This window comes from Caniella muris (assembly GCF_943193035.1).
GTDB lineage: Bacteria > Actinomycetota > Coriobacteriia > Coriobacteriales > Atopobiaceae > Granulimonas > Granulimonas faecalis.
Map to the genome: position 1 here is coordinate 83,663 of NZ_CALPCK010000001.1, position 19,813 is coordinate 103,475.

At 71.5% G+C, this 19,813-nt stretch carries 16 protein-coding genes; 6 read left to right on the forward strand and 10 right to left on the reverse strand.

Annotation, left to right across the window (positions count from 1 at the left end; genetic code table 11):
- Position 1 precedes the first annotated feature (1 nt).
- Positions 2 to 754 (forward strand): ABC transporter ATP-binding protein, encoded by a 753-nt coding sequence (locus NFR49_RS00350; RefSeq protein WP_251157734.1) that lies wholly within the window; start codon positions 2 to 4, stop codon positions 752 to 754.
- A gap of 108 nt (positions 755 to 862) precedes the next feature.
- Here NFR49_RS00350 and NFR49_RS00355 read toward each other — a convergent pair whose 3' ends face one another.
- From NFR49_RS00355 to NFR49_RS00365, 3 genes are all read right to left on the reverse strand, one after another.
- The gene (locus NFR49_RS00355; RefSeq protein WP_251157735.1) at positions 863 to 2,719 is read right to left on the reverse strand and encodes a glycosyltransferase family 2 protein; all 1,857 of its coding nucleotides are present in this window, start codon (positions 2,717 to 2,719) and stop codon (positions 863 to 865) included.
- Between the two features lie 156 nt (positions 2,720 to 2,875).
- Positions 2,876 to 4,582: a glycosyltransferase gene (locus NFR49_RS00360; protein WP_251157736.1), complete on the reverse strand. Its 1,707-nt coding sequence runs from the start codon at positions 4,580 to 4,582 to the stop codon at positions 2,876 to 2,878.
- Between the two features lie 196 nt (positions 4,583 to 4,778).
- Complete coding sequence (locus NFR49_RS00365; protein ID WP_251157737.1) at positions 4,779 to 5,918, reverse strand: hypothetical protein; 1,140 nt, start codon at positions 5,916 to 5,918, stop codon at positions 4,779 to 4,781.
- 159 nt (positions 5,919 to 6,077) lie between these two features.
- Between NFR49_RS00365 and NFR49_RS00370 the strand changes: the two genes are divergently transcribed.
- Positions 6,078 to 6,557 (forward strand): S-ribosylhomocysteine lyase, encoded by a 480-nt coding sequence (locus NFR49_RS00370; protein ID WP_251157738.1) that lies wholly within the window; start codon positions 6,078 to 6,080, stop codon positions 6,555 to 6,557.
- A gap of 64 nt (positions 6,558 to 6,621) precedes the next feature.
- On the opposite strand, the gene NFR49_RS00375 is transcribed toward NFR49_RS00370, so the two are convergent.
- Positions 6,622 to 7,692, reverse strand: coding sequence for an asparaginase (locus NFR49_RS00375; protein WP_251157739.1), 1,071 nt, complete (start codon positions 7,690 to 7,692; stop codon positions 6,622 to 6,624).
- Positions 7,693 to 7,804: 112 nt separating this feature from the next.
- On the opposite strand from NFR49_RS00375, the gene NFR49_RS00380 reads away from it, so the two are divergent.
- On the forward strand, positions 7,805 to 8,512 hold the full coding sequence (locus tag NFR49_RS00380) for a 5'-methylthioadenosine/adenosylhomocysteine nucleosidase (protein WP_251157740.1): 708 nt from the start codon (positions 7,805 to 7,807) through the stop codon (positions 8,510 to 8,512).
- Between the two features lie 140 nt (positions 8,513 to 8,652).
- Here NFR49_RS00380 and NFR49_RS00385 read toward each other — a convergent pair whose 3' ends face one another.
- Entirely contained in the window at positions 8,653 to 9,576 is a 924-nt protein-coding gene (locus NFR49_RS00385; protein WP_251157741.1) for a zinc dependent phospholipase C family protein, read from the reverse strand.
- A 205-nt stretch (positions 9,577 to 9,781) separates the two neighbouring features.
- On the opposite strand from NFR49_RS00385, the gene NFR49_RS00390 reads away from it, so the two are divergent.
- The 3 genes from NFR49_RS00390 to NFR49_RS00400 all read left to right on the forward strand — a co-directional run bounded on the left by NFR49_RS00390 (position 9,782) and on the right by NFR49_RS00400 (position 12,537).
- On the forward strand, positions 9,782 to 11,047 hold the full coding sequence (locus tag NFR49_RS00390) for an MFS transporter (RefSeq protein ID WP_251157742.1): 1,266 nt from the start codon (positions 9,782 to 9,784) through the stop codon (positions 11,045 to 11,047).
- Positions 11,048 to 11,205: 158 nt separating this feature from the next.
- The gene (locus tag NFR49_RS00395; RefSeq protein WP_251157743.1) at positions 11,206 to 11,814 is read left to right on the forward strand and encodes a manganese efflux pump MntP; all 609 of its coding nucleotides are present in this window, start codon (positions 11,206 to 11,208) and stop codon (positions 11,812 to 11,814) included.
- Between the two features lie 201 nt (positions 11,815 to 12,015).
- Positions 12,016 to 12,537, forward strand: coding sequence for an HdeD family acid-resistance protein (locus tag NFR49_RS00400; protein ID WP_251157744.1), 522 nt, complete (start codon positions 12,016 to 12,018; stop codon positions 12,535 to 12,537).
- 209 nt (positions 12,538 to 12,746) lie between these two features.
- Here NFR49_RS00400 and NFR49_RS00405 read toward each other — a convergent pair whose 3' ends face one another.
- From NFR49_RS00405 to NFR49_RS00425, 5 genes are all read right to left on the reverse strand, one after another.
- Positions 12,747 to 14,303 (reverse strand): L-lactate permease, encoded by a 1,557-nt coding sequence (locus tag NFR49_RS00405; RefSeq protein WP_251158902.1) that lies wholly within the window; start codon positions 14,301 to 14,303, stop codon positions 12,747 to 12,749.
- Positions 14,304 to 14,485: 182 nt separating this feature from the next.
- Positions 14,486 to 15,280 (reverse strand): ABC transporter ATP-binding protein, encoded by a 795-nt coding sequence (locus NFR49_RS00410; RefSeq protein ID WP_135977800.1) that lies wholly within the window; start codon positions 15,278 to 15,280, stop codon positions 14,486 to 14,488.
- Positions 15,281 to 15,294: 14 nt separating this feature from the next.
- A complete protein-coding gene (locus NFR49_RS00415; RefSeq protein ID WP_251157745.1) occupies positions 15,295 to 16,215 on the reverse strand; it encodes an ABC transporter permease in 921 nt (306 codons plus the stop codon).
- A 108-nt stretch (positions 16,216 to 16,323) separates the two neighbouring features.
- Positions 16,324 to 17,301: an ABC transporter substrate-binding protein gene (locus NFR49_RS00420; protein WP_251157746.1), complete on the reverse strand. Its 978-nt coding sequence runs from the start codon at positions 17,299 to 17,301 to the stop codon at positions 16,324 to 16,326.
- A gap of 204 nt (positions 17,302 to 17,505) precedes the next feature.
- A complete protein-coding gene (locus tag NFR49_RS00425) occupies positions 17,506 to 19,593 on the reverse strand; it encodes a glutamine synthetase III family protein (protein WP_251157747.1) in 2,088 nt (695 codons plus the stop codon).
- Positions 19,594 to 19,813: the final 220 nt, after the last annotated feature.

Sequence of the window (19,813 nt, forward strand, 5' to 3'; positions counted from 1 at the left end):
CGTGGCGCCGGTCCTCGAGGCGCGCGGCCTCACGGTCTCCTGGGAGGGCATGGGGGTGCTGGACGACGTCTCGCTCTCCGTGGGCGCAGGGCAGCTCGTGTGCCTCGTGGGCCGCTCCGGCTCGGGCAAGTCGACGCTGTTCCACACCCTGGCCGGGCTTTCGGTGCCCGACGTCGGCACCGTGCTGCTGGAGGGGGAGGACGTCACCGGGCGCCCCGGCTCCGTGGCCTACATGCTGCAGAAGGACCTGCTCCTGCCCGAGCGCACCGTGCTCGACAACACCGCCCTGCCGCTCCTGCTCAAGGGCGTGCCCAAGGCCGAGGCCCGCACCCGGGCGTCGGACAGGTTCGCCCGGTTTGGCCTCGAGGGCAGCCAGGGCCTCTACCCGGACCAGCTCTCCGGCGGCATGCGCCAGCGGGCCGCGCTCCTGCGCACCTGCCTCATGGACGACCCCGTGGTCCTCATGGACGAGCCCTTCAGCGCGCTGGACGCCCTCACGCGGCAGGACATGCGCGCATGGCTCCTCGACCTCGTGGACGCCATCGGGCTCACGGTGCTGCTCGTCACCCACGACGTCGACGAGGCCGTGGCCCTGGCCGACCGCATCCTCGTGCTCCGGGGCGACCCCGCGGCCGGCATGCCCTCGTCCATTGCGGGCGAGGTGGACGTGGACTGCCCCCGGGCCGATCGCGCGGGGTTCGTGCTCACCGAGGCCGCCCTCGAGGCCAAGCGGGCGGTGCTCGCGCTGCTCTGAGGGGTCGGGAGCGCTTGCGGCACGGCGACGGCCGGGGCCGGGAGGCGGTATCCCGCCGTGCCCGGCCCCGGCCGTCCCATCGGCCCGCGGCGCCCCGTGTCGCCCCGGCTACTCCTTGGCCCCGCGGTGGAAGATGCCGCCGCGGAAGCCCCGCTGCGAGCTGCGGTCGAGCGCGTCGTGGAGCTCGTCGTTCTCGGCGCAGGCCTCCTCGAGGCGCCGCTCGAGGTCGGCCACGCGGTCGCGGAGGCCGGCGTTCTCGGTCTCCAGGCGGTCGTGGCCGTCGATGGCCACGGCGCAGGCCTCCTTGAGGCGGTCGCAGGTCTCCTCGAAGGTCCGGGCGCTCCTCACCAGGCGGATGGCCAGCACGCGGGAGTCGAGGTCGCGCCGGGTGGGCGTGCCCAGGGAGAGCGCCGAGACGAGCCCGTTCTCCCGGGTCACGCGCACGCTGCCGATGGACCACAGCTCGCCGTCCACGTTGTCGGCCGGCACGACGCAGGTGGCGAGGGCCACCTGCGCGGCGCAGCGCCGGTAAGCGGCCGTGCCCTCCAGGGGCTCGGAAGCCACCACGGCCACGGGCAGGCCGGCGGCGCGGGCCACGAGGGCGTCGTAGGCGCAGCGCTCGTCGCCGGCGAGCATGACGAGGGCGTCGGCCTCGGCGTCGGCGAGGGCCTTCTCGAGGGCCCGGGCGCGGTCGAGCACGCGGTCCTGGGGCGGGAGCGCCGCGTTGCCCGAGAGGCCCGAGGGGAGCGGCCCGGCGGCGTCGCTCAGCACGGTGGGGGAGGAGCGTCTGGCCCCCAGGGCGTCGATGACGCGCTTGGCGCGGGCCACGTCGTCCCCCGCGTGGAGCAGGAACGCCGGCCGGTGCACGCGGCCCCCCTCGAGGGCGAGGCCCCGGGCCGAGGCCAGCGCCACGGCGTAGGCCGCCACGTCGGCGTCGCCGTCGGCCACGGCGCCGCACACGTAGGGGGCGCCCCAGCTCTCGAGGAGGGCGTCGGCCGCCGCGGGCCAGTCCTCCACGCCCACGCGGTCGGGGAAGCACGACACGGCCTCGCCGGCGAGCATGAGGGCCATGCCCTCCCAGTCGTCGTAGTAGCGCTCCCAGCGCTCGGTGCGGTTGAGGTACTCCACCACGACCTCGGCCGTGGCGCGGTTGGCGCACACCTGGCGGAACTCCTCGAGCGAGAGCGTGCCGCCCCCGTCGTCGGTGCAGATGGTGACCGAGCGGAGGTCGGGCCGCACGGTGAGGCGGGGGCAGAGGGTGGCCGCGAGGAAGCTCAGCACGGCCTCGTCGCGGCTGGCCACGGTGCCGATGCCGATCTCCGCGAAGGCGCGGCGCACGAGCTCAGCCGAGAAGAGCCGGCCGCGGATCTGCACGGGCACCTGGCGCGTCACGAACATGGCGTCCACCACGTCGCGGCCCTCGAGGGTCTGCATGAGCGGGGAGACCACGCGGGCCACGGAGCCGGTGGTGCGGTCGTCGAAGACGTCGTCCGGGGTCACGCGGGCGGCGGAGAGGTCGCCGGTGTCGCCGGCGCGGGAGAGGGCGTCGGCCACGGTGGGGACGTCGGCGGGCACGGGCGCCGGCGCGCGGCCGGCCACGTACTCGATGGAGGGGACCACCACCTGGGCCTGGGCCTCCTCGGCGGCTTCCACGAGGGAGGCGAGCGAGCGCGGCTCCAGGCGGTCGCCGGCATCGGTGAAGACGATCCACCGGCCGCGGGACGCGCGCTGGCCCGATCGGTACGACTCGAGGCGGCCGAGGGTGTCCGCGTGGCTCACCACGCGGACGGACGGGTCCTCGATGGAGGCCTCGGCCGCCACGCGGGCGGTGCCGTCGGTGGAGGCGTCGTCGACCACCACCACCTCGACGGTGGACGGGGCCTGGTCGAGGGCCGCCTTGACGGCGCGGCGGAGCGTGCGCTCGGCGTTGTGGGCACGGATGACCACGGAGACGTCGGGTTCCATGGGAGAGCCTCCTCGCTGGGTGTGTTTGGGGTGCGGGTGCGGGACGCCGGCCCTATCGTACCCCAGCGGGGAGGGGGAGCCGCCACCTCGGCGGCCCAAGGGACCCAAAAACCCGGTGCGCCGGGCCGAGGAGCCCCGCGGGTCACCCCTTGGGGGTCACTCCTCGGCGGCCGGGTCCCAGGGCAGGCAGCCGGAGGCCACGAGCTGCCTGCGGAGCGCGCAGGCCTCCCCCCGGGCGGAGGCCAGGCGCGCCTGGAGGATGCTCACCTGCTCGCGCAGGCGCGCCACCTCGTCGGCGTCGGAGGCGCGGGGCCCCATGGAGGAGTCGTCGTTGAGGCGCGGGTCGAAGAGCGGCAGCAGCGGCCCCTCGACCCCCGGCGCGGCGTCGCGGGGCGCGCCCTGCTCGAGGGCGTCGAGGAGCCGCGCGAGCCACGACTCGCAGGTCTCGGACCCCTGGCGGGGCACCACGGCGCCGGCGGTCGCGGCGCGCCAGAAGGGGGCGTCGGCGGCCCGTGGGGCCGCGAGCACCGTGGCCGCCTGGGCGACGGCCACGAGGTCGTGCACGCGGCCCGTCTCGCCCAGGGCCCAGGCCAGCGAGGCCGGGACGCGCACGAGCACGGGGCGCCCGGACAGGCGGGCGACCATGAGGTCGAGGGGGAGCGCCGGGTCGCAGCAGAGCGTGCAGGCCACGGCGTCGGCGTCGTGCTCGTTGAGGGCGGCGAGGAGGCGGCGTGCGCGCGGGAGGTACGACTCGCCGGGCTGCCAGTGGGGGAGCTCGAGCGTGGGCGCCACGGCGGCGCGGCCGCGGTCGGCCAGGGGGACGGCCCTCACGGCCGAGTTGGCGAGGGCCAGCTCCATGGCCGGCCCCTCCGAGGCGGGCTCGTCACCGGGGCCTAGCAACACCGCCAGGGCGTCCAGGGGCTCCGCGGTCCGCGGCTCGAACGAGTCCGAGCCCTGCACGGCGTCGAGGACGGCCGCGAGCGAGTCGCCGCACCAGGCCCCCACGGCGTCCACGGCCTCGGCCACGGGGAAGGCCGAGCAGAGCGCGTCGAAGGCCGCGGCGCGGGCGCCGGGCTCCACGTTGGCGGGAAACCCGTCGAGCAAGGGTCTCGTGAGGCGGAGCGAGAGGGCGCGGTACGTGCGTCTCCGCTCGTCCCAGGCGTCGTGGCGGGAGATGACCCGTCCGGCCGCCCGCAGGGCCTCGGCGGCGGTGCAGAGCTCGGTGAAGGCCCGGACGTCCATGGCCGCGTCACAGGGGCGACCGGCCTCGGCCGGGGCCACGGGCGGGGTGTCGAGCGACGCCATGGTGGGCGCCTCGAGCGCCATGGAGAAGAGCGTCAGCGTGCCGCCGGCCCGGCAGGGGCCCGTGGCCGGCAGGCCGTCGAGGGCGCGGCGGGCGAGGCCCGTCTCGCAGAAGACGCCGTTGAGCCCCAGGGGCTGGCACGGGTCGTCGAAGAGCCGCGAGCAGGGGTCGGGCGCGCCCGCGGTCTCGGGGGAGAGGAGCGACGAGGGCACCACGAGGGGGGCGCCGGCACGGTCGGCGCGGCGGAGGGCCATGAGGCAGGCGTCCCGCTCGAGCCGGCGGTCGGCGTCGAGGAAGCAGACCCAGGGGGAGGCGGCCTCGGCGAGGCCGGCGGCGCGCGCGGCCACGGACCCGCGGCGCCCCTCGAGCGTGACGACGGTCACCCGGGGGTCGAAGGAGAAGAGCAGGCACACGAGGCCCGTGGCGTCGTCGGAGGCGTCGTCGACGACGACCACCTGCACGGCGACGCCGGTCTGGGAGAGGGCGCTCTGGATGGAGCCGGCGAGGGTCTCTCCGGCGTTGTGGGCGGGGATCACGACGGTAATACGGGGCTTGTCCATGGTGCCTCGATTCCGGGGATGTCTTTCAATGCCGCTTCAGCATACCAGTTGAAGTCGATATGAAAAACAGGGACTCCAGCTCCGCCCCCACCGCCGCCCTGTCCCATCACCCGGACACTTTTGTCCCAATGGTCGGGCACCTCTGTCCCACGGCGCCGTGGGACAGAGGTGCCCGATGAGGTTCTCGCTGCAGGGGCTATGAGGCGCTCGCCGCGGACGCACCCTGGGAGGTGCCACCCGACTGGGCCGACGCGCCGCCCCCGGAGCCGGAGCCGCCGCCCGAGGTCCCCGCGCCGGAGCCCGTGCCGGTGCCGGAGCCTGTGGAGCCGGACGTGGCGCCCGTCCCCGTTCCGCTCCCCGAGGCGTCCGTGCCGGTGCCGTCGCCGGTCGAGCCCGAGGCACCGTCGGTCCCGGTCCCGCTGCCGGTGTTGCTGCCGATACCCGTGCCGGCCCCGCCGGTCCCGGAGCCTGTGCCGTCGGAGGCGCCCCCGCTGCCGGAGCCCGTGCCCGTGCCGCTGCCGGAGCCCGTGGAGCCGGACGTGCCGTCCGCGGCCGCGGCGCCGTTCGCGCCTGTCGAGGAGCCCGTGCCCGTCGACGGGGAGCCGTTGCCCGCCGTGGCCTTGTCGCCGGAGGCGGCGTCGGCATCCTTGTCGGCGCCCTTGTCGACGTCCGCGGCGTCGTCGTCGCGGGACGTGCGGACGATCGAGACCTTCTCGCCCAGCCCCTGGCCGCCCGTGGCCAGCGTCACGAAGCCCGCCGAGAGCCACACGCCCACGATGGCGGCCACCACGGCCACGGCCAGCACGCCCACGGTGACGCGCTTCTGCACCGTGCGGTCGTGCCGCGCCCGGGCGCGCTCGCGCAGGCCCTCGGGGGCGATGCGCGTGCCGTCCGGCGTGACGGTGCCGGCCTCGTCCCCGGCGTCGACCGCCGTCGCGGACGCCTGCTCCGGGGCCGCACCCGCCGCCTGCCCCGCCGCCACGCCCGCCGCCACGGCCCCGCCGCCGACCTGGGGCTCCTCGCCGGGCACCACGATCTTCTCCTTGATGCGGTCGGCGCCGCGGGCGATGGCGCGCTTGTACAGGGAGCTCGCCACCGTGGACACCACGGAGCCGACGGCCACGCCGATCACCGAGCCCGCGATGCCGATCTGGTTGGAGAGCAGCATGGACGTCACGGCCGCCAGGGCGCCGGCGGCGACCTGGGGCACGGACAGATCGCTGAAGAGCCCCTGCCCCTTGCCGCCGTCCCCGGCCGGGGCGCCCGACTGCCGGGGCGCCGCCTCCCTCGGGGGCCGCTCGTCGTGGTCTGCGTGGTTCATGGGACCGTGCTGCAAGGCGCTCCTCCTTCTCCCTCGGCTCTCCTGGAACGTACCCGCCCCGCGCCGTCCCCTGGCCCCGCCGCGCCCCGCGCCTCCCGGACTTCACGGGCCCTTCTCACAACGGCCGCGCGGCTGTGACAGACTCGGGTGGACAACCCGTTCGAGAGGAGCCCCATGGAGAAGATCGCCAGCTTCACCGTGAACCACATCGACCTGGAGCCCGGCGTCTACGTGTCACGCCGCGATATGGTGGGCAGCGAGCCCGTCACCACCTTCGACATCCGCATGACCTCGCCCAACGACGAGCCCGTCATGGACACCGCCGCCGTACACTGCCTGGAGCACCTGGGCGCCACGTTCCTGCGCAACGACCCCGAGTGGGGCCCGCGCACGGTGTATTTTGGCCCCATGGGCTGCCGCACGGGCTTCTACCTCGTGGCGGCGGGGGAGCTGGGGCCGGCCGACGTCCTGGACGTCCTCACGCGGCTCTTCACCTGGGCCGCCTCCTACGACGGCCCCGTGCCCGGCGCGGCGCCCCGCGACTGCGGCAACTACCTCGACATCAACCTGCCCATGGCCCGCTGGGAGGCCCGGCGCTACCTCGACCGCTGCCTCACGGGCATCGACGAGGCCCACACCGTCTACCCGGTCTAGTACGCGCGGGCGCGGGCCGGGGCCGGGCGGCCCGGGCCGAGAGCCGCCCCCGGCCCGGCGCCCCTCAGCGCGCCTGGGCGCGGCTCAGGGGCGCCGTGAGCTCGCCGCGCATGGAGACCTGCATGTAGGAGGCCACCTGCTCGGGGGAGAGCCCGCGGCCGAAGAGGTGCATGAGCTTGGTGAGCGCGGCCTCGCCGGTCATGTCGTAGCCCGAGACCACGCCGGCCCTGGCCAGGGCGTCGCCGGTGGCGTAGCGCTTCTCCTCCACGCCGCCGGCGGGGCACTGCGTCACGTTGACGACCACCTTGCCCGCCTTCACGGCGTCGGCCAGGGCGTCCACGAACCAGTCCTCGGTGGGGGCGTTGCCGGCGCCGTAGGTCCGCAGCACGAACGCCTTGACGCCGTCGATGGAGAGGGCGCCGCGCAGCACGCGCTCCGAGATGCCCGGGTAGACCACGAGCTCGGTGACGGCGTCGTCCATGTCGAAGCACGGGCTCAGCGGCGTGTCGCCCGCGGGACGCCACAGGCGGTCGCGGTTGAAGTCGATGTGCAGGTCGGAGCGGCCGAGCGGCGGGTAGTTGAAGGTCTTGAACGCGCCGAAGTTCGTGGAGCTGGCCTTGGTGGCGCGGTTGCCGCGCAGGATGTCGCGGCCGAACGAGATGACGACCTCCCGCACCATGGGGCCGCCGTCGCGGGGGTCGCGGGCCGCGGCCACCTGCAGGGCGGTGATGAGGTTCTCGGTGCCGTCCTCGCGGATCTCGCCGATGGGCAGCTGGGAGCCGGTGAGCACCACGGGCTTGGCCAGCGCGCCGAGCATGAACGAGAGGGCCGACGCCGTATAGGCCATGGTGTCGGTGCCGTGGAGGATGACGAAGCCGTCGTAGGAGTCGTAGGCGTCGGCCACCATGTGGCAGACCTTGGCCCAGAGGGCCGGGTTCATGTTGGAGGAGTCGATGGGCGGTTCGAGCTCCACGTGGTCCAGCCGGTAGCCCAGGCGGCCGATCTTGGGGACGTTCTCCATGAGGTGCGAGAAGTCGAACGGCACCAGGGTGCCGGTGGCATGGTCCTCGGTCATCCCGATGGTGCCGCCGGTGTAGATGAGCAGGATGCGCGGGGCGTCGGCCGTGGTGGTCATGGTTCCTCCTGACGTAGGGAAGCTGCAGCAAAGGTACCCCTCCGGGCGGCCCCGGTGGCGCGCGGGGGCGTAGGATGGAGGGGAGAGAACGGACTCCCGAGGAAGGACCTTCATGAAGATCGGTATCGTCGGCGCCATGGACAACGAGGTGCGCGACCTCGTCGCCCACATCGAGGGGGACAAGATCACCGAGCGCAGCCACCTGGAGTTCCACGAGGGCACCATCGAGGGCGTGCCCGTGGTGGTGGTGAAGTCGGGCATCGGCAAGGTGTCCATGGCCGCGTGCGCCCAGCAGCTGTGCGACCTGTTCGCCGTGACGCACCTCGTGAACACCGGCGTCGCCGGGGCCGTGGACGACCGCGTGGACATCGGCGACGTCGTGGTCTCCACCGCGGCCGTACACCACGACATGGACGTCACGGCGCTGGGCTACCCCCTCGGCCAGGTGCCGGGCTACCCCACGCTGTTCGAGGCCGACCCCGCGCTCGTGGACGACTTCTGCGCCGCCGTGGCCGAGGTGGCCCCCGAGGTCTCCGTGTTCAGGGGCGTCGTGGCCTCCGGCGAGCGGTTCGTGGCCGGCGGCGAGGACCGCGGGCGCATCCGCGGGGCGTTCGACGCGCTCTGCTCCGAGATGGAGGGCGCCGCGCTGGCCCAGGTGGCATGGCTGAACGACGTGCCGTTCGTGGTGCTCCGCGCCATGAGCGACAAGGCCGACGGCACCGGCGCCGAGTCGTACCAGCGGTTCGAGGACGAGGCCGCCTCCGTGATGGCCCACGCCCTGATGGCGGCGCTGCCCCGCATCGCAGGCCAGCCTGCGTGACGGCGGGGCCTGGCCCATCTGTCACGCGCCCTATTGCGATAATGATGTAAAGGGGGTGCCCGTCACCGTGGCGCGGGCACCCCCTTTTTCCAGACATGGCAGCGGCACCAGGCCCCCCGGGTGCCGGAAGCCCCGCGCCCCTATCGCTTCCCGCTGTAGTTGAGCCCGCCCACGGCGGTCTCGATGGCGTCGCCGCCGCGGCAGAAGGCCTCGGCCACCACGGGGAAGCCGTCCACGGCCCCGTCGAAGAGGTCCATGAACGAGGCGTGCGACACCCTGCCGGTGAACGGGTCGGTCCAGGGCAGGCGCCGCGGGTTGGCCAGCGGGCACACGTCCTCGCGCAGCACCTCGTGGGCCATGGCCTCCACCTGGGAGAACGTGCCGCGCAGGCGCTCCTCCACCAGGGCCACGGCCTCGCCGCGGGGCGACCCGGCCGGCTCGATCAGGCGGTAGACGGCCTGCATGTCGTCGACGGCGGCGCCGAACTCCTCGCAGGAGATGGAGATCCCGAACACCTGCCAGGCCACCTGCGAGAAGATCGCGCCAGCCACGCGGTCGATGCGCGGCGTGCGGCAGAGCTCCAGCGCCGGGTGGCAGGTGAGCACGGTGCTGTGGCGCTCCTTCCAGAGCATCCAGGAGTCTATGCGCCCCTCGATGACGGCGTGCACCTGGCTGCCGCAGCCCTCGAGTTCGCCGTCGGAGGCGTCGATGATCTCGTCCTGCTCGGCGAAGATGAAGGGGTGCACGGAGCGGTCGAGCTGGTAGTGGGCCACCAGGCCCAGGCAGAACGCGCGGCCGAGGCCCTGCTCGTCCTCGGGAAGGCGTCCCACGCTCTCGTGGGCCGCGGCGAAGGCGGGGGCCACGCGCGTGGAGTGCATGGAGGTGGCCAGCCGGTGGCAGGCCTTGAGCTCGGCGGGGAGCGCCCTGAAGCGGAAGAAGAAGGGGTCGGGGCCCTGGTTGCCGAGGAGGAAGGCCAGGAGCTGCTCCTGGTCCTCCACGAGGCCCTCGGGAAGCTCCGGGGCGCATTTCTCGCCGAAGATGTGATGGGTTATCAAGGCAGGCATCTGATGGCTCCTTGTCGGTGTCGTCGGGCCGCTGGGCCGGGACCCAAAGTCTAGCGCACGGGAGGGGAGGTCCGTCCCCCTCGCCGCGGGTCTGTGGTCCGTGGGGAGATTCAGCACCGTTTCAACACTGAGGCGTATCTGGTTGCCTTTGTAGTCTATCGTGTGCCCGACGGGGCGGAGTGGCCCCCGCGGATAAAGGATATGGATGAAACTTTTCAGTCACCACACGCGGCAGGAACGCGACTGGATCATGTACGACGTGGGCAACTCGGCCCTCGTGCTGCTGAGCACCACCGTCGTGCCCATCTACTTCAACGCGCTCGCCGCGGAGACCACCGACTCCGCCGGTCTCGTGGCCCAGTGGGGCATGGCCCAGACCGTCGCGTCGCTCATCGTGGCCCTGCTCATGCCCATCCTCGGATCCCTGGCCGACTACAGGGGCAACAAGGTCAAGTTCTTCATCGGGTTCTTCGCCACGGGCCTCGTGGCCTGCTTCTGCCAGGCGCTCCCGGTGTCCGCGGCCGTGTTCCTCGCCATCTTCGTGGTGGCAACGGTGGGCCTCAACTCGTCCATGACGTTCTACGACGCCATGCTCGTGGACATCACGGACGACGAGAGGATGGACGACATCTCCTCCGCCGGCTTCGCCTGGGGCTACATCGGTTCCACCCTCCCGTTCATCGCCTGCATCGCCCTCATCTTCGGCGGCCCGGCCCTGCTCGGCCTCGACACCATGTTCTGCACCCAGCTGTCGTTCGTCATCACCGGCATCTGGTGGCTCTGCTTCACCGTCCCGCTGCTCCGCAGCTACCGGCAGGTGCATTACAAGGTTTCCGAGGACGCCCGCGCCGAGGTGCTCGACACCTTCCGCGGCCTCGCCCGCACCATGCGCGACATCTTCCGCGACAGGCGCCTGTTCATGTTCCTCGTGGCGTTCTTCTTCTACATCGACGGCGTCCACACCGTCATCGCCATGGCCACGAGCTACGGCTCGGCCCTGGGCATCGACTCCACGCACCTCATCCTGGCGCTTCTCGTGACCCAGTTCGTGGCTTTTCCCTCGGCTATCGCCTACGGCAAGCTGGCCGACCGCTTCGGCACCCTCACCATGATCCTCGTCGCCGTGGTCGCCTACTGCGGCATCGTGGGCTTTGCGGCCTTCTTCCTCAAGACGGCCACCGAGTTCTGGGTCCTCGCCGTGCTCGTGGGCCTCTTCCAGGGCGGCATCCAGGCCCTGTCGCGCTCGTACTTCGGCAAGATCATCCCCAAGGACCGTGCCAACGAGTACTTCGGCTTCTACGACATCTTCGGCCGCTACGCGAGCGTCATGGGCACCTTCCTGGTGTCGGTGGTGACGTCCGCCACGGGCTCCGCCGAGCTCGGCGTGCTGTCCATCGCCATCCTCCTCGTGGTCGGCCTCGTGATGCTGCTGCTCGTGCCCAAGGAGCACGGGGAGCCCGCCGGCGCCTAGGGCCTGGCCCGCGGCCCCTGTCCCATCACCCGGACACTTTTGTCCCATCAATCGGGCACTTCTGTCCCACATGGCCCGGCCCTCGCGCCGCCGGTCCCTTCGCGGAGGGGCCGGCGGCGCTATCATGGTGGGCCGTTCGGTCGGAGAGGGGAGTGCCCGTGGGTCTTGGTGAGTGTCTCGTTCTGGGTGTGGCCCTGGCCATGGACGCGTTTGCCGTCACCGTCTCCAACACGTTGGCCGCCCCCGGTGCCCGGCGCCGCCGGTTGCTGCTCATGCCGCTGCTCTTCGGCCTCTTCCAGGGCCTCATGACCCTGCTGGGCAGTCTTCTCGGGTCGCTCTTCGGCGACGTCATCGAGCGCTTCTCGGGCCTAGTCGCCCTCGTGGTGCTCGGCGCCATCGGCGTCAACATGGTCCGCGAGGGCCTGGGCGCCCTGCGTTCGGGCACGGCCGACAAGGGCGGCGACTGCGGCGGGGAGGGCGCTGCCGAGGAGGGCGGCGACCGCGGTGGGGACGACGTCCTCTCCCTCGGCCGGCTCCTGCTCGAGGCCGTCGCCACGTCCATCGACGCCTTTGCCGTGGGCGTGTCGCTCCGCGCCATGGGCGTGGCAACCGGGCCCGCCTCCGCGGTCATCGGCCTCGTGACGGCGGCCCTCTGCGTGGCAGCCATCGCCTGCGGCCGCTGGGCGGGGCCGCGCCTCGGCGACCGGGCCCAGGTGGCGGGCGGCGTGGTCCTTGTCGCCCTGGGCATCAAGGCGTTCTTCTTCTAACCGGCCCGCTGCCGGCCCCGGTGGTCGGCTGGCAACCCCCGTTCCGGGCTGCCCGCCCCCGGCGCCCGCCCGCTGTCGGCCGCCCGGCAACCCCCGTCCCGCCGCCACCCATTGATATGGGGGCTCGGTCCTTTGGTTTACCCTGTGCACGAATGGGGCAAGAAACTTCGACAGCAAACGAAGCGATGCAAAGGAGCCCCCGTGAACACGCTGTTCAGGCGCACGAAAGCGTCCATCATCTTCCTCGGCATTGCCATGACCCTGCTGGGTCTGGCCTTCTTCATCAACCCCGTGGACTCGATCCTCTTCGTGGTCTACTGCTGCGCGTGGGCGTTCCTGTTCGCGGGCATCGGCACCCTCGTGGGCTACTTCCGCCACGACCCGGCCGACCGCGGCGCCGCCAACATCGTGCTCGCCGTCCTCGAGATCGTCTGCGCCGTCTACATCTTCTTCTTCCCCGGCTGGTCCACCGTGGCCCTCTGCATCTTCCTGGGCTGCGTGGTCTTCGTCACCGGCATCTGGGACGTCGCCGAGGCCCTCTCCTTCCGCAAGGTCGAGGGCAGCAACTGGGGCCTCTGGCTGGTGCTGGGCATCATCACCATCATCCTGGGCTTCCTGACGCTCTTCGCGCCGTTCATGATGGCCGAGGCCATCATGATCGTGGCCGGCATCTCCCTGGTGTTCGACGGCATCACCGAGATCGTCCTCGGCGTCCGCATGTAGCGACCGCCCCACGCGCGCTGCCAAGGCGCCCGGTGCCCCTGTGGCATCGGGCGCCTTTTCCGTGCCTCGCCGCCGGACCATCAACTCCCGAATAGGCGAAGTGACAGATGGGCCAGGCCCCTCTGTCACATCCCGCGTGCTGCAGAAGGGCGGGGCCCCGCCGTCGCCAGCGGGGCCCCGCCCGGGGTCGTACGTCTATGGGGCCGGCGCTACTGCACCGGGAACAGCGGCGCGCCGAAGAAGCACACCAGCATCATCACGACCACGTAGCCGATGAAGTACGGCAGGACGCGCGAGAAGATCTCGGAGTCCTCGCCGTTGCAGTCGCACGCGGCGCTGCCGATGGCGATGGACTGCGGCGAGAGCATCTTGCCGGCCGAGACGCCCACGGAGTTGGCGGCCACGAGCCAGTAGGGGTTGGCGCCGATGGCCGTGGCGGCCTCCAGCTGCACGCCGCCGAACAGCGTGGACGAGCTGGTGCCGGAGCCGGTGACGAACGTGCCCAGGGCGCCCAGCACCGGGGCGATGACCGGGTAGAACGCGCCCAGGGTTCCCACGAAGAACGCGGAGATGGCGCTCGTCATGCCGGAGTAGCCCATGAGCTTGGCCACGGCCAGGACCGAGAGCATGGTGACCACGGTCTTGCTCATCTGCCTGGCGGTGGCGCCGAGCACGGAGACCATGTCTCGCCACCCGCACCGCTGGATGAGGCCGCCCACGACGCCGCAGAGAAAGATCAGCACACCGGGGGTGTTGATCCACTTGAACGTGAGCGTGGCGTCGGGGTCGCCGGCGTAGATGTTCACGGTCGACTTGATCGAGGCCAGCGGCTCGGAGATGAACGGGAACAGGCTGGAGGTGAGCAGCAGCACCACGAAGATGAGGATGAACGGCGACCAGGCCACCGCGGCGCTGCGGAGGTCGACGGCGACCGCGTCGTCGGGGTCCAGGCTGTCGATGGCGTACTGTCCGGGGACCGGGCGGTCCTTCTGGAGCAGGGCGAACGCGACGGTGCACACGAGGGAGCACACGGCGCCCACGATGACGGCGAGGTCGGCGCCGATGGTGGAGGCGCACACGAACTCGGCGGCCAGGAACGAGAGGGACGTGACGCACAGCAGCGGCACCATGCCCTTGAGGGCGCCCTTGCCGCCGGCCACGAGGCACATGAGGAACGGTGTGGCGATCACGAGGGGCGCCACCTGGACGACCTGCATGGTGCTGAGCTGCACCACGTCGAGGCCGGTGATGGTGGCCAGCGTGTTGGTGGGGATGCCGATGGAGCCGAACATGGTGGGCACGCCGTTGGCGAGCAGGCACGAGAGGATGGCCGTCACGGGGTTGATGCCCAGGGCCACGAGCATGGAGGCCGGGATGGCCACGGCGCTGCCGAAGCCGGCCATGCCCTCGAGGAACCCGCCGAAGCACCAGCCGATGAGGATGGTGAGCACGCGCTTGTCGGAGGACACGCCCATGAGCTGGGCCTTGATGACCTCCATGGCGCCGGTGTGCACGGTGAGGTTGTAGACCCACACGGCGGCGACGATGACGATGGTGATGGGCCACAGGGCCATGGCAAAGCCCTCGGCCGCGGCGGTGACGGCGTTCCACACAGGCATCTGCCAGATGAGGAGCGCCTCGACGGCGGTGACGGCGAGGGCGCCCAGGGCCGCGGCGTAGGCCTCCCACTTGAGGGCGGTCAGGGCCACGATGAGAAAGGCGATGGGCAACAGCGCCAGGATGAACATTCCTAGAATCGCGATCATCTCCAAAGGTCGGTGCGGCCCCATGGAAAACGCCCCCGCCGCGGGTAGCGACGGGGGCGTGGAGTGCTGGGGTTCGCGCTGCTCGTAGCACGAATTGTAGTACGCGGCCCTGCCGTGGGGACCGTCGGGGGACCAGCGGGTCTCATATACTTGGCGGCCGCCGGTCCCGGGGTGCCGCGCTCTCAGCCCAGCAGCATGCGGTCGTTGTCCAGGGCAGAGCCCGAGACCTCCTCGAACTTGCGCAGCAGGTCCTCGACGGAGAGGGCGTCCTTCTCGGCGCCGCGCACGTCGTAGATGATGCGCCCCTCCCACATCATGATCAGGCGGTTGCCCATGGAGAGGGCGTCGGCCATGTTGTGGGTCACCATGAACGTGGTGAGGCCCTGCTCGCCCACGATGGTGCGGATGAGCCCCAGCACCTTGGAGGCCGTGGAGGGATCCAGTGCGGCCGTGGGCTCGTCGAGCAGGAGCAGGTCGGGCTTCTGGAGCGTGGCCATGAGCAGCGTGAGCGCCTGGCGCTGGCCGCCGGAGAGGAGGCCCACCTTGTCGGCCAGGCGGTCCTCCAGGCCCAGGCCCAGGCCGGCGAGGCGCTCGCGGAACATGGCGCGCTCGTCGCGGGTCACGCCCCAGGCCAGCGTGCGGCGCTTGCCGCGGCGGTAGGCCATGGCCAGGTTCTCCGAGATCTGCATGTCGGCCGCGGTGCCGCGCATGGGGTCCTGGAACACGCGGCCCAGGTACCGGGCGCGCTGGGGCTCGGAGAGCAGCGTGACGTCGCGGCCGTCCAGCGTCACGGTGCCACCGTCGGGCAGGAACATGCCCGCGATGATGTTGAGCAGCGTGGACTTGCCGGCGCCGTTGCCGCCGATGATGGTCACGAAGTCGCCGCGCTCCACCGTGAGGTCGCACGGGTGCAGGGCGCGCTTCTCGGTGGCGGTGCCGCGGTTGAAGGTCTTGGAGACGTGCCTGAGCACGAGCATGTCGTTTCCCGCCATCACTCGCTCACCCCTTCCCGCTGGTAGGAGCTCCGTTGCCTGGCCTTGCCCGCCAGGTAGGGGACGCCCAGGGCGAAGACCACGATGAGGGCGGTGAGGAGCTTCATGTCGTTGGCGTCGAGGCCCATCTGCAGGACGACGGCGCGGATGAGGAAGTACGCGGCCGAGCCCACCACGGCGGCCACGAGGCGGCTGCCGAAGGAGCGCAGCCTGCCGGGCGTGAGCCGCCCGAGCGCCTCGCCGATGACGATGGCCGCCAGGCCGATGACGATGGCGCCGGTGCCCATGCCAACGTCGGCGTACTTCTGGCTCTGGCACACGAGGGCGCCGGACATGGCCACGAGGCCGTTGGAGACCATGAGGGCCAAAAGCACCGCCATGCGGGTGTCGACGCCCAGGGCGCGGGCCATGTCGGGGTTGTTGCCCGTGGCGCGCAGGGAGCTGCCCACCTCCGTGCCGAAGAACCAGTAGAGCAGGCCCACGAGCGCCGCGGCCATGGCCACGGCCACCACGAGCACCACGACGTCGCGGGGGAGGCCCGTGAGGTCGGCGACGTCGGAGTAGACGGTGCGGGCGTTGAGCAGGGGCGTGTTGGACTTGCCCATGATCCGCAGGTTGACCGACCACAGGCCGATCATCGTGAGGATGCCCGCGAGGATTGCGGGGATGTTGAGCAGCGCGTGCATGAGGCCCGTGCAGCCGCCGGCCAGGGCGCCCGCCCCGAAGGCGAGGAGCACGGCGAGCCAGGGGTCCACCCCGCCGGTGACCATGGCCGTGGCGGCCACGCAGCCGCCGAGGGCGAACGTGCCGTCGACGGAGAGGTCGGCGATGTTCAGGAGCTTGTACGTGATGTAGACGCCCAGCACCATGACGCCCCAGAGGATGCCTTGGTTGATGGCGCTGAAGAGTGCGGCAGCCATATGGCCCCTTTCACGGCCGCGGGCGCCCTGACGCGTGGGTCGGGGCGCCCGTGGGATCGGTCGAAGTCGCAGCTGGCAGGTGACGGGCCGCGGACGGGCGGGCGGTCCCTAGCCCTCGAGCCCCGAGACGTCGATGCCCAGGGCCTTCGCGGTCTCCTCGTTCACCACGAGCTTGAGGTCGTCGCCGGAGAGGTACTCGATGGGCATGTCGGCCGGCTTGGCCTCGCCCTTGAGGATCTTCACGGCCATCTCGCCGGCGCGGTAGCCCAGGTCGTAGTAGTTGAGGCTGTAGGTGGCCAGGCCGCCGCCGTTGACCATGTTCTCCTCGCCGCAGATCACAGGCAGCCCGTTCTCGTTGGCCACCATGGACACGGTGGCGATGCCGGCGGCGATGACGTTGTCGGTGGGGGCGTAGACGGCGTCCACCTTGCCGGCCATGGACTCCACCACCTGCTGGATCTCGTTGGAGCTGGAGACGGTGAAGCGCTGGGTGGCGAGGCCGGCGTTCTTGCAGGCCTCCTCGGCCAGGTCGGCCTGGATGCCGGAGTTGTCCTCGGCGGAGCAGTACAGGATGCCCACGGTCTTGGCGTCGGGGACGAGCCTGCGGAGCAGGGCGATCTGGTCGGACACCGGGTTGAGGTCGCTCGTGCCGGTGACGTTGCCGCCGGGGGCGTCGTTGGACTCCACGAGGCCGGCCACGGCGAAGTCGGTGACGGCGGTGCCCACGACGGGGATCTCGGTCGTGGAGCCGGCCACGGCCTGGGCGGCCGGGGTGCCGATGGCCAGGATCAGGTCGTCGCCGTCGTTGACGAGCTTGGACGCGATGGTCTGGCAGGCGCTCTGGTCGCCCTGGGCGTTCTGCTGGTCCACGGTGTAGTCGATGCCGGAGTCGTCGAGGGCGGCGATGAAGCCCTCGTTGGCGGCGTCGAGGGCCGCGTGCTCGGTGAGCTGGATGACGCCGATCCTGTAGGAGCCCGAGGCCGCCTCGGCCTCGGGAGCGGAGGCCGGCTGGGCCCCGCAGGCGCCCAGGACGAGCGCCAGGGCGCCGGCCATGGCTGCGGCGCCGATTTTCTGCAGCGGTTTCATGTGTCCCCCTTTTGGTGGTCCCCTGGCGCCCAGGGGAGCGTGTACGTTCAGCTGTTGTACAGCATCCCCGGTGACGGGGGCCGTGGGGGAGGGCCATCTGTCACGTCGCCTTAATATAGATAAAAAGGGGACAGACCCCGGAAAAAGGCCCCTCCCGGGGGCGTGCGCCGCACCCGGGAGGGGCCCTCCGTGCCGGCTGCGCGCCTACACGTAGAAGAGCATGGTGTTGTAGCTGGGGAACGGCCAGTAGTCGTGGCCCACCACCTGCTCCATGGCGTCCACCGCCCCGCGCAGCGACTCCATGGCCGGGATCACGACGTCGCGGTAGGCGTCGTCCTGCAGGCCGGGGTCGTCCACGGCCGCGGCCTCGGCGTTCTTGGCCTCCAGCCCGTCGGCCAGGCCCGTGACCGTGGTGATGCCCTCCGTGAGCTCGGCGAGCAGGTCGCGCTCCGCGGGGCTCTTGATGCCGATGGCGTCCTTGGTGGCCACGGTCTGGGCCAGGTCGCCCGAGTAGGAGTAGAGGGCCGGCAGGTAGAAGTGGCGCACCATGTAGACCATGGTGTTGGCCTCGATGTTGAGCAGCTTGGCGTACTGCTCGGCCTTGGCCACGTAACGGGCGCCGGCCTCGGCGGCGTCGAGCACGCCGTAGCGGGCGAAGAACTCGATGTTCTCGGGGTCGAGCAGGGCCGGCAGGGCGTCCGCGGTGGTGCGCAGGTTGAGCAGCCCGCGGCGCGCGGCCTCCTCGGGCCACTCGTCGGAGTAGCCGTTGCCGTTGAAGATGATGCGCTGGTGCTCGGTGAGGGTCCGGCGCACCCACCCCAGGGCCTCGGCGGCGAACTCGCCGTCCTCGAGGCCGCCCATGGCGGTGGCGAACTCGTCGAGCATCTCGGCCACGGCGGTGTTGAGCACCATGTTGGCGTCGGAGAGGTTCTGCTGCGAGCCGCACATGCGGAACTCGAACTTGTTGCCGGTGAAGGCGAAGGGCGACGTGCGGTTGCGGTCCGTGGTGTCGAGCACGACGTCGGCGAGCTGCGGCACGCCCACATCGAAGACCTCGTGGCCGTGGCTCGTGTAGGAGCCGCCGTTGATCAGGGCGTTCACGACGCCGGCGAGGTCGTCGCCCAGGAAGATGGAGATGATGGCCGGCGGGGCCTCGTTGGCGCCCAGGCGGTGGTCGTTGCCGGCGGAGGCCACCGAGCAGCGCATGAGGTCCTGGTGGCGGTCGACGGCGGCGATCACGCAGGTGAGGAACACGAGGAACTGCAGGTTCTCCTCGGGGGTGTCGGACGGGTCGAGCAGGTTCTTGCCGTCGGCGGCGATGGACCAGTTGTCGTGCTTGCCGCTGCCGTTGACGTAGTCGAACGGCTTCTCGTGCTGCAGGCAGGCGAGGCCGTGGCGGCTGGCCACGAGCTTCATCATCTCCATGGTGAGCAGGTTGTGGTCGATGGCCATGGAGGCGCGCTCGAAGATGGGGGCGAGCTCGTGCTGGCAGGGGGCCACCTCGTTGTGCTTGGTGGTGGCGGGCACGCCGAGTCTCCAGAGCTCGTCGTCGAGCTCCTTCATGAACTCGTTGACCGTGGGGCGGATGGCGCCGAAGTAGTGCTCCTCGAGTTCCTGGCCCTTGACCGGCGGGCACCCGAAGAGCGTGCGCCCGCACATGATGAGGTCGGGGCGCTGGGCGAAGTCCTTCTCCTTGATGAGGAAGTACTCCTGCTCGGGGCCCACGGTGCAGGAGACCTCCCGGGGGTGCTTGCCAAAGAGGGCGAGCACGCGCTTGGCCTGCTCGTTGAGGACCACCGTGGAGCGCAGGAACGGGGTCTTCTTGTCCAGGGCCTCGCCGGTGTAGGAGATGAAGGCCGTGGGGATGCACAGCACCTCGTCCTTGATGAAGGCCGGGCTCGTGGGGTCCCAGGCGGTGTAGCCGCGGGCCTCGAAGGTGGCGCGCAGGCCGCCGTTGGGGAAGCTCGAGGCGTCGGGCTCGCCCTGCACCAGCTCCTTGCCGGAGAAGGTCATGAGCGCGGTGCCGTCGCCGCGGGGGGCGAGGAAGGAGTCGTGCTTCTCGCTCGTGATGCCGTTGAGGGGCTGGAACCAGTGCGCGTAGTGGGTGGCCCCCTTCTCGAGCGCCCACTCCTTCATGGCGTGGGCGACCTCGTTGGCGATGTCGAGGTCGAGGCGGCGCCCCTCCTTGATGACCCTCGCGAGCTCCTTGTAGGTGGGGCGCGGCAGCCGCTCCTGCATGACGGCGTCGTTGAAGACCAGGGTGCCGTACTCCTCGGTGACCTTGGATGCCATGGGCCTCTCGCTTTCTCTCTCAGTGGAGAACCGTGTGCCGGACGTGTAAGACCATACGAGCCTCGTGTTTCCCGCGCTTTTCCGTTGGCGTTCGACCTTGTCGCCATCGGCGGACCGCACGGCGACGCGGAGGTTACGCCGCCGTTGTGGCGCCGGCGTGGGCGGGCCGGGGCGCCGCGGTGGGGCCGTGCCGGCGCGCGGCTGGTAGGATGGGCAGAAA

What these genes read in the sequence shown, in the direction of transcription:
- NFR49_RS00390 (WP_251157742.1), top strand. Translation starts at nt 9,782, where the DNA reads ATGAAACTTTTCAGTCACCACACGCGGCAGGAACGCGACTGGATCATG.
- NFR49_RS00380 (WP_251157740.1), top strand. Translation starts at nt 7,805, where the DNA reads ATGAAGATCGGTATCGTCGGCGCCATGGACAACGAGGTGCGCGACCTC.
- NFR49_RS00370 (WP_251157738.1), top strand. Translation starts at nt 6,078, where the DNA reads ATGGAGAAGATCGCCAGCTTCACCGTGAACCACATCGACCTGGAGCCC.
- NFR49_RS00415 (WP_251157745.1), bottom strand. Translation starts at nt 16,215, where the DNA reads ATGGCTGCCGCACTCTTCAGCGCCATCAACCAAGGCATCCTCTGGGGC.
- NFR49_RS00410 (WP_135977800.1), bottom strand. Translation starts at nt 15,280, where the DNA reads ATGCTCGTGCTCAGGCACGTCTCCAAGACCTTCAACCGCGGCACCGCC.
- NFR49_RS00360 (WP_251157736.1), bottom strand. Translation starts at nt 4,582, where the DNA reads ATGGACAAGCCCCGTATTACCGTCGTGATCCCCGCCCACAACGCCGGA.
- NFR49_RS00405 (WP_251158902.1), bottom strand. Translation starts at nt 14,303, where the DNA reads ATGATCGCGATTCTAGGAATGTTCATCCTGGCGCTGTTGCCCATCGCC.
- NFR49_RS00420 (WP_251157746.1), bottom strand. Translation starts at nt 17,301, where the DNA reads ATGAAACCGCTGCAGAAAATCGGCGCCGCAGCCATGGCCGGCGCCCTG.
- NFR49_RS00385 (WP_251157741.1), bottom strand. Translation starts at nt 9,576, where the DNA reads ATGCCTGCCTTGATAACCCATCACATCTTCGGCGAGAAATGCGCCCCG.
- NFR49_RS00425 (WP_251157747.1), bottom strand. Translation starts at nt 19,593, where the DNA reads ATGGCATCCAAGGTCACCGAGGAGTACGGCACCCTGGTCTTCAACGAC.
- NFR49_RS00355 (WP_251157735.1), bottom strand. Translation starts at nt 2,719, where the DNA reads ATGGAACCCGACGTCTCCGTGGTCATCCGTGCCCACAACGCCGAGCGC.
- NFR49_RS00375 (WP_251157739.1), bottom strand. Translation starts at nt 7,692, where the DNA reads ATGACCACCACGGCCGACGCCCCGCGCATCCTGCTCATCTACACCGGC.